The 11622-nt window shown below is 58.1% G+C and carries 10 protein-coding genes; 5 read left to right on the top strand and 5 right to left on the bottom strand.

All coding sequences use genetic code 11. The features are described from left to right. Nucleotides 1–17: 17 nt before the first annotated feature. Entirely contained in the window at nucleotides 18–644 is a 627-nt protein-coding gene (locus tag AAH446_RS07780) for a serine protease family protein (protein ID WP_342906142.1), read from the bottom strand. A 558-nt stretch (nucleotides 645–1202) separates the two neighbouring features. Between AAH446_RS07780 and AAH446_RS07785 the strand changes: the two genes are divergently transcribed. Beyond that, a complete protein-coding gene (locus AAH446_RS07785; RefSeq protein WP_342906143.1) occupies nucleotides 1203–2366 on the top strand; it encodes an MFS transporter in 1164 nt (387 codons plus the stop codon). On the opposite strand, the gene AAH446_RS07790 is transcribed toward AAH446_RS07785, so the two are convergent. After that, on the bottom strand, nucleotides 2367–3281 hold the full coding sequence (locus tag AAH446_RS07790; RefSeq protein ID WP_342906144.1) for a LysR family transcriptional regulator: 915 nt from the start codon (nucleotides 3279–3281) through the stop codon (nucleotides 2367–2369). 118 nt (nucleotides 3282–3399) lie between these two features. On the opposite strand from AAH446_RS07790, the gene lysA reads away from it, so the two are divergent. Next, entirely contained in the window at nucleotides 3400–4653 is a 1254-nt protein-coding gene (lysA, locus tag AAH446_RS07795) for a diaminopimelate decarboxylase (protein WP_342906145.1), read from the top strand. Between the two features lie 24 nt (nucleotides 4654–4677). On the opposite strand, the gene mtnA is transcribed toward lysA, so the two are convergent. Then, nucleotides 4678–5703 (bottom strand): S-methyl-5-thioribose-1-phosphate isomerase, encoded by a 1026-nt coding sequence (mtnA, locus tag AAH446_RS07800; protein WP_342906146.1) that lies wholly within the window; start codon nucleotides 5701–5703, stop codon nucleotides 4678–4680. A 125-nt stretch (nucleotides 5704–5828) separates the two neighbouring features. Here mtnA and mtnK point away from each other — a divergent pair, with 125 nt between their 5' ends. Beyond that, nucleotides 5829–7028 carry an S-methyl-5-thioribose kinase gene (mtnK, locus tag AAH446_RS07805; RefSeq protein ID WP_342906147.1) on the top strand — a complete coding sequence of 400 codons (1200 nt, stop codon included), beginning with the start codon at nucleotides 5829–5831 and terminating at the stop codon, nucleotides 7026–7028. 152 nt (nucleotides 7029–7180) lie between these two features. On the opposite strand, the gene AAH446_RS07810 is transcribed toward mtnK, so the two are convergent. After that, nucleotides 7181–7675, bottom strand: a complete 495-nt coding sequence (locus tag AAH446_RS07810; protein WP_342906148.1) for a DUF2938 domain-containing protein — start codon at nucleotides 7673–7675, stop codon at nucleotides 7181–7183. A 68-nt stretch (nucleotides 7676–7743) separates the two neighbouring features. On the opposite strand from AAH446_RS07810, the gene AAH446_RS07815 reads away from it, so the two are divergent. After that, complete coding sequence (locus AAH446_RS07815) at nucleotides 7744–8154, top strand: helix-turn-helix domain-containing protein (protein ID WP_342906149.1); 411 nt, start codon at nucleotides 7744–7746, stop codon at nucleotides 8152–8154. A 178-nt stretch (nucleotides 8155–8332) separates the two neighbouring features. Here AAH446_RS07815 and fadE read toward each other — a convergent pair whose 3' ends face one another. Next, nucleotides 8333–10798, bottom strand: coding sequence for an acyl-CoA dehydrogenase FadE (gene fadE, locus AAH446_RS07820; RefSeq protein ID WP_342906150.1), 2466 nt, complete (start codon nucleotides 10796–10798; stop codon nucleotides 8333–8335). Between the two features lie 215 nt (nucleotides 10799–11013). Here fadE and lpcA point away from each other — a divergent pair, with 215 nt between their 5' ends. Next, nucleotides 11014–11592 (top strand): D-sedoheptulose 7-phosphate isomerase, encoded by a 579-nt coding sequence (gene lpcA / locus AAH446_RS07825; protein ID WP_342906151.1) that lies wholly within the window; start codon nucleotides 11014–11016, stop codon nucleotides 11590–11592. Nucleotides 11593–11622: the final 30 nt, after the last annotated feature.

Raw genomic sequence — 11622 nt, forward strand, 5'->3', positions numbered from 1 at the left:
ACAGCAGCCTGAACGACCTATTCGCTCTTTATCTCTTCTTTCAACCAGCTTTCAAAGCGCGAATAGGGAATATAAAGTCCGACATGCTGATAAAGCAGCTTTCCGGTTTTCAGATCGTTAATTTTATCCGAGTAGCCGACAATCACCCCACCCAGAGAGTTATCCGAAGCGTTATAAACCGCGCCACCTGACATACCTTTAACCACACCGGCATCGGTTGCCACCACCACGCAACTCAGCTTGTTCCAGCTATTTTTAAGCCCTGTGTTAACCAGATTGGTGCCGCTTGACGCCACCGGCAGGGCGGAAATAAAGCTGTAGCCGTAGAGGTTGATTTTGTCGCCGATATGACCGTTGCGAAAGCGGGGCGGCGTTACGTTGGTGTTTTTATGATAAACCACCGCAAGATCGCATTCAGGATGGTATGACTTCACCCGGTAAAGGGAAAACTTTGCCACGTGCGCGGCGGTCAGACTGTATTCGGGCGTCAGCGGGATTGTGGTGCCGAGCGTGCCGAGGCCTAAGATCGTGGGAATGCCGGTCACCGTCATATCCACGCGTTCCTCCGCCTCGCGGCTGTATTCATATTTTCCAACAGAGCAGCCGCACAGCAGCAGCGCCAGCAGGCAGACAGCGTGTCGCATTGTTTCTCCCCGGCAACGAATCAGATATTCCCCCACTCCAGGCTTAAGCAGCGTCTGCCTTATCTGCTTTCCTGACTCCATCCGGTAAGCTCCCCGGAATTTTACAAATCGTGATTTTTCAGCAACGTCGTTGTTAAGCAGCTGATTTGTTCTATCGGCTTATTTTCTCAGAACTTTATGACTGAACGGCGTGGTGCATTTGAAAGATCGTTACCCCTCAGGCTGAGTTCCCATTCTGAAAAGCGGTTCTTTAAATGAAACCCCGGACCAGCAAGTATATGTCAGGACGGAAGGAAGCCCGGCGCAGGGGAGAATCTTCTTTGGGCCGACGAAAACAGTGAGGCTGTTTTGAGCAGTAAAATGCGTAAGATCTTCTCAGAGACATTATTGTGCTGTGAGCAAGAGTCTCTTGCGCCTGCCGACTGTCCGGCGACGCCAGGCTGTGCTTTAATTGGAACTGTGACGTAGATCAATTTTCTGAGCCGATCGGCAATTGTTCATTTTTCCCATTACTGAACTGGCGTTCCTGCGTGGGAGCCCTTATCTGGAGAGTTTGTTATGCCCGTTTCTCTGCTGGCGCTGGCGCTGAGTGCCTTTGCTATTGGCACTACGGAGTTTGTGATTATGGGCTTGTTGCCCGAAGTGGCCGCCGATTTACAGGTGTCGATCCCTTCCGCAGGCTGGTTGATTAGCGGCTACGCGCTGGGCGTGGCGATTGGCGCGCCGATAATGGCGCTGCTGACCGCGAAGCTGCCGCGCAAGCGGACGCTTATCCTGCTGATGTCCATTTTTATTGTCGGTAACGTGCTCTGCGCGCAGGCGGCAAGCTATGACCTGCTGATGATGGCGCGTATTGTTACCGCGCTCTGCCATGGCGCTTTCTTTGGCATCGGTGCCGTGGTGGCGGCAAGCCTGGTCGCGCCGGGCAAGCAGGCTTCCGCGGTGGCGCTGATGTTTGTGGGGCTGACGCTGGCGAACGTGCTTGGCGTGCCGCTGGGCACCTGGTTCGGTCAGCTCTTTGGCTGGCGCGCCACCTTCTGGGGCGTGGCGGCGATTGGCATTCTGGCTTTTATCGCGCTTATCGTCAGTCTGCCGAACAACCGTGAAGAGAAACCGGTCAACCTTGCCAGTGAGATTGGCGCGCTGGCCAACGGCAGGCTGTGGCTATCGCTGCTGATGACGGTCTTTTTTGCTGCCGCCATGTTTGCACTCTTTAGCTATATCGCGCCGCTGCTGCTTGAGGTTACCGGCATCAGCAATAAAGGCGTCAGCTGGACGCTGTTCCTGATTGGCGCGGGACTGACCGTCGGCAATATCCTGGGCGGCAAGCTGGCAGACTGGAAAGTGTCGTTCAGCCTGATCCTGAGCTTCTCACTGATTGCGCTGTTTTCACTGGCCTTCAGCTGGACCAGCCAGGCGATATGGCTGGCCGAGATCACGCTGTTCCTCTGGGCGATGGCGACTTTCGCCACGGTGCCGGGCCTGCAAATTAATGTGGTGCGCCACGGTAAAGATGCGCCAAACCTGGTCTCGACGCTGAATATCTCCGCCTTTAACGTCGGCAACGCGTTTGGGGCCTGGGCGGGCGGCGCGGTGATCGGCGGCGGCTATGGCCTGACGGCGGTGCCGGTGGCGGCCGCGCTGCTGGCCGTGGTGGGACTGCTTATCTGCCTGGTCACCTTCCGGGGAAGCCGCGGACAATCCCAGCCGGTTAACGCTTGATCAGAGCGCTTCCAGCCGCTGGTTGAACAGGCCGATCTGCTGCTGAAGATGCAGACTGAAAGCCTCAACCAGCGCGGAAGAGGGGCGATGCCGGGGGCGGATAAGATTGACGGTGAAGGGCACTTCCACGCTGAACCGCCTGATCGCTACGCCGCTGCTGGCATAGTCAAGCGCCGTTAACGGATTGACGATCGAAATCCCCACGCCGGCGCGCACCATGGCACAGACCGAGGCGGCGCTGTGCGTCTCCATCGCCATCCTGCGCTGCACGCCGTTTTCACTGAACAGATGATCCAGCAGCTGACGATAGCTGTCGCTTCTGGAGAGGCTGATATAGTTATATCCGGCAAAATCCTGCGGCGTCAGGCAGCGTTTTTTTGCCAGCTCATGCCCTTCCGGCAGCACGCACACCTCATTACCGGTAAACAGCGAGGTGCGGGTTGTGCCGACGGGCGTCTGGTTGGTTTCGGTCAGGCCAAGGTCATAACGCTGCGCCGACAGCCACTCCTCAAGCAGCGGCGATTCCTGCGGAATAATGTTCAGGCTGACGTCGGGATAGCGCTGTAAAAAAGGCTGGCAGATAGGCGGCAGCAGCGACTGAGAAAAGACGGGCAGGCAGGCGATCGACAGCTCTCCCTGGCGAAACTGACGCAGGCCGTCGGCCGCCGCGATAATGCGATCGAGCCCGTACCAGGAACGCTGAACCTCCTCAAACAGACGCAGCCCCTGAACCGTGGGCTGAAGGCGACCCCGCACGCGATCGAACAGCGCCAGGCCGGTCAGCTTTTCAAAGCGGGCCAGCTCTCTACTGACCGTAGGCTGTGAGGTGTGCAGCATCGCCGCCGCTTCCGTCAGGTTGCCGGTCGTCACTACCGCATGAAAAATCTCAATGTGTCGCAGCGTTATCCCGCTCATATCGCTCCTGGCTGGCCGGGGAAAGCCATATCATGGATGAATAGCCTCCGTTAAAACAGATATTTTTTATCCGGTCCGGGCTGTGGCGTAATAGCGGCATTAGCCTAAGGAGACAACGATGCCACGCCTGCTCAGCAATACCGACACCGCCTTAAACCGCGATAATTTGCTTCCTCTGCCAGCCCAGTATGGCGGCCCTGTCTGGGCGTACGACGCCAGCATTATCCGCGAGCGTATCAGCCAGCTGACGCAGTTTGACGTGGTGCGTTTTGCCCAGAAGGCCTGTTCGAATATTCATATTCTGCGGCTGATGCGCGAGGCGGGCGTCAGGGTAGATTCCGTTTCGCTGGGGGAAATAGAGCGTGCACTGGTGGCGGGTTATCAGCCCGGCGGTGATGAGATAGTTTTCACGGCGGACGTCATCGATGCGCCCACGCTTCAACGCCTGAGCGAACTGAAGATCCCGGTGAACGCCGGTTCGGTCGATATGCTGCACCAGCTGGGAGAGGTGTCCCCAGGCCATCCGGTCTGGCTGCGCGTTAACCCGGGCTTTGGTCACGGCCACAGCCAGAAAACCAACACCGGCGGTGAAAACAGCAAGCACGGCATCTGGCACAGCGATCTGGCGCTGGCGCTGGCGGCGATTCAGCGCCACAGCCTGAAGCTGGTCGGCATCCATATGCATATCGGCTCGGGCGTGGACTACGGCCACCTGGAGCAGGTGTGTGACGCGATGGTGAATCAGGTGATCGGCTTTGGCCAGGATCTTGAGGCGATCTCCGCGGGCGGCGGGCTGTCAATTCCTTACCGCTTCGGGGAAGAGGCGATCGATACCGGGCACTACTTTGGTTTGTGGGATGCGGCCCGCCAGCGCGTCGCTCAACATCTGGGCCATCCGGTCAAACTGGAGATCGAGCCGGGGCGTTTTCTGGTGGCGGAGTCTGGCGTACTGGTTTCTCAGGTGCGGGCGGTCAAGCAGATGGGCAGCCGCCACTTCGTGCTGGTGGACGCGGGCTTTAACGATCTGATGCGGCCTTCCATGTACGGCAGCTATCATCATATCTCTGCCATGGCAGGAGACGGAAGGGTGCTGGATGAAGCCCATACCCTAGAAAGCGTGGTGGCCGGTCCGCTCTGCGAATCCGGCGACGTCTTTACTCAGCAAGAGGGCGGTAAGGTCGAAACCCGTGCGCTGCCCGCAGTGCGGCCGGGCGATTACCTGGTCTTCCACGATACGGGGGCCTACGGCGCCTCAATGTCCTCGAACTACAACAGCCGCCCGCTGCTGCCGGAAGTGCTGTTTGAGAACGGACAGCCGCGCCAGATCCGCCGCCCGCAAACCATTCAGGAGCTGCTGGCGCTGGAAATCTGATCCGGCGCGGCTGGCCCGTCGGCGTTACCGGCCCGGTTGAAAGATCCCCGCTTCCACCTGGGCCGGACTGACCACGCCAGTGTCCAGCACCCATCCGCTAATCAGCGAGGCTGGCGTGACGTCGAAGGCCGGATTAAATACCTTCGCCTCTTCAGGCGCCCACTGTACTTCGCCAAAGCTGCCGGCCACGCCGGTCACTTCGCTGGCGGCACGCTGCTCAATCGGGATGGCGGACCCATCCGGGCAGGCCGCATCGAGCGTGGTATGCGGCGCGGCAACGTAAAAAGGGATGCCGTGATAGCGGGCCAGCACGGCAAGGCTGTAGGTACCGATTTTATTGGCCACGTCGCCGTTGGCGGCGATGCGGTCAGCCCCCACCCAGACGGCATCCACCTGATTTTTTGCCATCAGGCTGGCGGCCATGCTGTCGCAGATCACACGGTATGGTACGCCCATTTCCCCCAGTTCCCAGGCGGTCAGGCGGCCCCCCTGAAGCAGCGGGCGGGTTTCATCAACCCAGACGTTCTCCACCTTTCCTTCCTGCCAGCCACGGGCGATAACCCCCAGCGCCGTTCCCACACCCGCCGTCGCCAGACCGCCAGTATTGCAGTGCGTGAGCAGACGGCTGCCTGGGGTAATCAGCTTTGCGCCCGCGGCGGCAATGTTGTCGCACAACGCTTTATCTTCCTCGACCAGACGCAGCGCCTCAAAGGTCAGCGCGGTGACATAATCTTCCTGTGCCAGCGCCAGCTTCATCCGATCCAGGTTATTCATCAGATTCACGGCGGTAGGGCGGGCCGCCCGCAGCACCTCCAGCGCTTCAGCCAGCTTCGCCTCCGCCAGACCGTTTTCCGCCAGCAGCGCCAGCAGCAGGCTGGCAGAGAGGCCAATCAGCGGCGCGCCACGCACGCGCAGGGCTTTGATATGGGCGACAAGTGACGCAACGTCCGGCGTTGGACACCAGATCTTTTTCTGCGGCAGCGCCTGCTGGTCAAGGATCCAAAGCTGATTGTCACGAACCTGTAAGCTGGTGGTATTCAGTGTCTGCATGAGAAGTTAAATCCTGGTTGCGTTATCAGGGCATATTGTGCCAACATGCCTGACGGATGTATAGACGTCTGAACGGCTTATAACGAAAGAATTCGCTTGATATCGCGTTTGATGAGGGGCAGTCAATGTCGCAATACCGTACGTTCACCGCAGCAGATGCCGTGGAATATGCCCGCCAGTTTGGCGGCGTCAGCGATCCGTCCAGCCTGATCGACTCAGAGGAAGTGGGCGACGGTAACCTGAACCTAGTCTTCAAAATTTTCGACAGCTCGGGCGTCAGCCGGATTGTCATTAAGCAGGCATTGCCCTATGTACGCTGCGTGGGCGAATCCTGGCCACTGACGCTCGATCGCGCCCGCATCGAGGCGGAAGTGCTGCGCATTCACGGTCAGTATTGCCCGGCGCATACGGTTAAGATCCTGCATTACGATGCCGAACTGGCGGTGATGGTGATGGAAGACCTTTCCCATCTTGCCATCTGGCGCGGTGAGCAGGTAAAGGGCATTGATTATCCGCAGGCGGCCGCCCAGCTTGGTGAATACCTGGCGCAGACGCTGTTTCATACCTCCGATTTTTATCAGCACCCCCATCAGAAAAAAGCCGATGTCATTCGCTTTACCAATCCTGAGCTGTGCGACATCACCGAAGAGTTGTTCTTCAATGAGCCCTATGAAGTGCATGAGCGCAACGGCTATCCCCGCGAGCTGGAGCCGCTGATTGCCACGCTACGCGATGACGATGAGCTGCGTATGAAGGTGGCCGCGCTGAAGCACCGCTTTCTCTCGAATGCCGAGGCGCTGCTGCATGGCGACGTCCACAGCGGTTCCATCTTTGTCGGCGAGGGGACGCTGAAGGTGATTGACGCCGAATTCGGCTATTACGGCCCGGTCGGTTTTGACGTAGGCAGCGCACTCGGCAATCTGCTGATCAACTACTGCGCGCTGCCGGGCCTGCTTGCTCCCCGTGAGGCGGCGGATGTCCGTGAGAAGCGGCTGAACGATGTGCGTGCGCTCTGGCAGAGCTTTGCGGAAGGTTTTCTGGCGCTGGCGAGGGAGAAATCCCGCGATCGTGCGCTGGCGTATCCCGGCTACGGCGCTGCGTTCCTGCATAAGGTCTGGTGCGATACGCTGGGCTTTTGCGGCACCGAGCTGATCCGCCGCACGGTGGGCATGTCTCAGGTTGCAGATATCAAATCAATCAACGATGAGGCGATGAAGGTGAAATGCGTCCGCCAGGCGGTGACGCTGGGCCGGACGCTGATTCTGGCGGCGGAACATATTGAGGATATCGAGGCGCTGATTGCCCGCATCCGGCAGAACGGCTGAGTCGCTTTCAGGTATAGAGGCTGACCTCGTCTGTTGTTTCCCTGTGAAGAGGGGCTGTTTATCCAGCCCCTCTTCCGTGATTAAACGGGCGGGCTGTCCTGTCCCACTGGAACGATTTACCCGATAACTATTGCCGCGCAATCGCATTCTTATTAAAGCGTGAAGGCACGTAATCCCACCGCTGACCAATAAAGACCGCAGCCAAAAACAAAATGGGTCAGCAGGCTCATCAGTCGCGCTTTTTGTGGATTCACCGTTCTGCTGGCCGCCACGCCAAACCCCAGCGCGGGCTGCATAATAAAAAAGGGGGCAACAAGGGTTAACAGGCCTGTCGCCGCAGCGATGCGAAAGTCAGGTGCGTTAATCCACTCCGTGCCGGCTAGCATCAGTGGAATAACCGCAAACGCCATACCGGTAACGTAATGGAAAATCCAGCCGGTCAGTTTTTCTCCGGTGAGAGGGGGCGTACTGATAATCGTCCGGTGGATAACCTTTCCTTTGAACATCCATAATATCCACCTGCCCGGCAGCGCATAATCAAGCGATGCGATGCCGCAAAATCGCCGTAATAATAACGCCCAGCCATCCATACAAAGCGTCGCGGCAGCGCCAGTCACCACAATACGTAACATCATTTCTAAGTTCATTATTGCCCCTGAGCCCTCAATGTTAATCTGGCTGGCATTGTGCAACTTAAAGCTCACTTCAGGTCAACATGAAAGAACTCGATATTGCTCAGGTCGCTCAGCTCGCGAAAATTGCGCCTTCCGCGCTGCGGTTCTATGAGAAAAAAGGGCTGATCCAGCCCACAGGGCGTAACGGCCTGAGAAGACAGTATGGGCCTGAGGTGCTGAACCAGCTGGCGCTGATAGCGCTGGGGCAAACGGCAGGTTTTACGCTGGATGATATTGCGGAAATGTTCGATGCGCGGGGCAGGGTGACGCTGGATCCAGAGCGACTGCTAAGCCGGGCGCAGGAGATTGATGAAACGATCCGCCAGTTGAAAAAAGTCAGTCAGGGATTAAAACATGTAGCTGGCTGTACGGCACCCAGTCATATGCAGTGTCCCCAATTTCTTAAAATTTTAGGCAGGGCGAAAGTGACAGCATCGGACAATACGCCCTGAGGGCCTGGCGGCAGTATAGGCTGGATAAAGATGTGGCAGCGTTACTGGCATTAAGGCCGAGTGATTAGCGGCAGCCGGGCATACTGATGCACCCCGGCTGCCGTTTGTTTTTGTGCTTATACGTTCAGTCAACCTTCGCCCCGGTTCCAGCAGTTACGGCGAAGGTTCAGACCGTAGTTCAGGCAGCTTCCGTTTTTCTTACCGGCTCCGGCAGGTTAACGGGCTGCTGTTCCGGCTTTACCGGCTGGGTCGCCAGCGCATCCGCTTCAAATTCGTCCACGTTGATGGAACGCAGGCGGCTGGCCTCGGCGCGCGTCAGAATGCTCGCTTCCTCTTCGGTGATCCATTTCTCCTGAATGCCCTGCTTCGCTAACGCGTCCAGACGGGTAAACGACAGATGTTTCTTCTGCTGTTTGCAGAGGCGATCGTGAATGACCTCTGCCGCCATAATATCCTCAAGCGCTTCTTCAAGCTGACCTGCGGGATTGTTTTCGCCCGGCGTCAGATACTGGCCACGTCCCAGGCGGGAGCGGGTGGCTGACGGGATCTGGAGGATGCGCGCCAGCTGATGATCGAGGCGATCCGATGGCGCACGGCAGTGGCGTCCGGTCGGGAAAATAATCCCGCGCATCAGGCTGGCGACCAGGCGGTTTGGGAAGTTACGCAGAAGATCGTCAATGGCGACCTCAGCCTGGTTCATCGCATCCTGTACGCCCCAGTGCAGCAGCGGCAGATCGGCTTCATTGCGGCCTTCATCTTCATAACGCTTCAGCGCGGCTGAGGCGAGATAAAGCTGGCTGAGCACGTCACCAAGGCGGGCGGAGATCCGCTCGCGCCGCTTCAGGCTACCGCCCAGCACCGACATGGAAATATCGGAGAGCAGCGCCATATTCGCGCTCAGCCGGTTGAGATGCTGATAATAGCGGCGGCTGGCGTCGCGGGTTGGCGTTTTACTGGTGCGCCCGCCGGTCAGGCCGAGCCAGAGGCTGCGCACGGTATTGCTGCCGACGTGACCGACGTGGCTGAACAGGGCCTTATCAAAAGCGACCAGGTCGTTGCTCTGCGCTGCCGCCATTTCCGTCAGTACGTAAGGATGGCAGCGAATCGCGCCCTGACCGAAGATAATCATGCTGCGGGTCAGGATGTTAGCGCCTTCAACGGTGATAGCGATCGGCGCGCCCTGATAGGCACGGGCCAGAAAGTTACTGTTGCCGAGCATAATGCCTTTACCGCCGGCGATATCCATGGCGTCAACAATGGCGCGCTGGCCGCGATGGGTACAGTGATACTTGACGATAGCCGAAAGCACTGCCGGTTTCTCACCCATGCCGATGCCGTAGGTGATCAGTGAGGCGGCGGCATCCATTACCCAGGCGTTCCCGGCGATGCGTGCCAGCGGCTCTTCAATCCCTTCCATCTTACCGATAGGCAGGCGGAACTGGCGACGGATATGGGCATAGGCACCGATAGCCAGCGCGATGCTCTTCACGCTGCCGGTAGAGTTAGAGGGCAGGGTAATGCCGCGCCCGACGGAGAGACATTCGACCAGCATCCGCCAGCCCTGGCCCGCCATTTTTGGCCCGCCAATGATGAAGTCGATCGGTACAAAAATATCGCTGCCGCGCGTCGGACCGTTCTGGAACGGGACGTTAAGCGGGAAGTGGCGTTTGCCGATCTCCACGCCCGGCGTCCGGGTTGGGATTAGCGCACAGGTAATGCCTAACTCTTCGGACTCGCCCAGCAGATGATCAGGATCGGAAAGCTTGAAAGCCAGCCCCAGCACGGTCGCGACCGGCGCCAGCGTGATATAGCGTTTGTTCCAGGTCAGGCGCATGCCCAGCACCTGCTCGCCCTGCCACTCTCCCATGCAGACCACGCCAACATCCGGGATAGCGCCGGCGTCAGAACCCGCTTCCGGGCTGGTCAGCGCAAAGCAGGGGATCTCTTCGCCAGCGGCGAGGCGCGGCAGGTAGTGATCTTTCTGCTCATCGGTACCGTAATGCTGGAGCAGCTCGCCCGGTCCCAGAGAGTTAGGTACGCCGACGGTAATTGCCAGAATACCGGAGACGCCAGAGAGCTTCTGCAACACGCGCGCCTGAGCGTAGGCTGAGAATTCCAGCCCGCCATACTCTTTCTTGATGATCATCGCAAAAAAGCGATGCTCCTTAAGATAGGCCCAGAGCGCCGGCGGCAGATCGGCCATCTCATGCGTGATGGCAAAATCATTGGCCATGCGGCAGGCTTCTTCCACCGGCCCGTCCAGAAAGGCCAGCTCCTCTTCACTCAGGCGCGGCTGGGGATAGTTATGCAGCTTTTCCCAGTCCGGATTGCCGCGAAACAGTTCGCCTTCCCACCAGGTGGTGCCCGCCTCAATCGCTTCTTTTTCCGTCCGTGACATTGGCGGCATCACTTTCTGAAAGGTATGCAGCATCTGACGTGAAAAGAGGGCGCGGCGCATCGGCAGCAGGTTGAAAGGCAGCAAAATAATCGCCAGAGGGATCAGCAGCCACGGCGTCCAGACTTGCGCCACCGCCCAGGCTGCTGTCCACGCCAGCAGCAGCAGACTGGCCGTGAGCAGATTGACGCGGTGATAAAAGAGTGCGCCAAGCAGCACAATCGTTGCCACGATACTGAGAACCATCATATCCATCGCTCCGTAAGTAGTAAGAGGTCTGACCTGTTAGCTACAGGTGTAAATCAGAAGCATTCTGTTAGCAATGGGTTTACATCATAATTACAATGTGGCTCACATTCCGGCTGCCTTAACGGGCTTAGGGGCCAGTAAGCGGGCGGAGTGCTTTTCGCCCCCCATCCAACTTGGTAAACTGGCGAAAACTCTTCCCGCTAAAGGACTCCCCCATGTATCAGGACATCATTCGCGCAGAACTTAACGAGGCGGCGGAAACGCTCAATAACTTCCTGAGTGAAGAAGCCAATATCCATGCCATTCAGCGCGCAGCCGTGCTGCTGGCGGATGCATTTAAAGCGGGCGGCAAGGTGCTCTCCTGCGGCAACGGTGGCTCACACTGCGACGCGATGCACTTTGCCGAAGAGCTGACCGGTCGCTACCGCGAAAATCGTCCGGGCTATCCGGCCATTGCGATTTCTGACGTCAGCCACCTCTCCTGCGTCAGCAACGACTTTGGTTACGATTTCGTTTTCTCGCGCTATATCGAAGCGGTGGGTAAGGCGGGGGATGTTCTGCTGGGCCTCTCCACCTCCGGCAACTCGGCCAATATTATCAAGGCGGTGGAAGCAGCGCGGGCGCAGGGCATGAAGGTTATCACCCTGACCGGGAAAGATGGCGGCAAGATGGATGGCCTGGCCGATGTGGAAATCCGCGTACCGCATTTCGGCTATGCTGACCGTATTCAGGAGATCCATATCAAAGTGATCCATATCCTGATGCTGCTGATTGAAAAAGAGATGGTGAAGTAACCGGCTTAAGGCCCTTTCCACATCCTTTTC

The organism is Erwinia psychrophila (genome assembly GCF_039023475.1).
Classification (GTDB): domain Bacteria; phylum Pseudomonadota; class Gammaproteobacteria; order Enterobacterales; family Enterobacteriaceae; genus Erwinia.

Bases quoted from the DNA above. Each gene is read 5' to 3' on its own strand.
- mtnK (WP_342906147.1), top strand. From the start codon at position 5,829: ATGTCGCAATACCGTACGTTCACCGCAGCAGATGCCGTGGAATATGCC.
- AAH446_RS07810 (WP_342906148.1), bottom strand. From the start codon at position 7,675: ATGAACTTAGAAATGATGTTACGTATTGTGGTGACTGGCGCTGCCGCG.
- AAH446_RS07790 (WP_342906144.1), bottom strand. From the start codon at position 3,281: ATGAGCGGGATAACGCTGCGACACATTGAGATTTTTCATGCGGTAGTG.
- AAH446_RS07815 (WP_342906149.1), top strand. From the start codon at position 7,744: ATGAAAGAACTCGATATTGCTCAGGTCGCTCAGCTCGCGAAAATTGCG.
- AAH446_RS07785 (WP_342906143.1), top strand. From the start codon at position 1,203: ATGCCCGTTTCTCTGCTGGCGCTGGCGCTGAGTGCCTTTGCTATTGGC.
- lpcA (WP_342906151.1), top strand. From the start codon at position 11,014: ATGTATCAGGACATCATTCGCGCAGAACTTAACGAGGCGGCGGAAACG.
- fadE (WP_342906150.1), bottom strand. From the start codon at position 10,798: ATGATGGTTCTCAGTATCGTGGCAACGATTGTGCTGCTTGGCGCACTC.
- lysA (WP_342906145.1), top strand. From the start codon at position 3,400: ATGCCACGCCTGCTCAGCAATACCGACACCGCCTTAAACCGCGATAAT.
- mtnA (WP_342906146.1), bottom strand. From the start codon at position 5,703: ATGCAGACACTGAATACCACCAGCTTACAGGTTCGTGACAATCAGCTT.
- AAH446_RS07780 (WP_342906142.1), bottom strand. From the start codon at position 644: ATGCGACACGCTGTCTGCCTGCTGGCGCTGCTGCTGTGCGGCTGCTCT.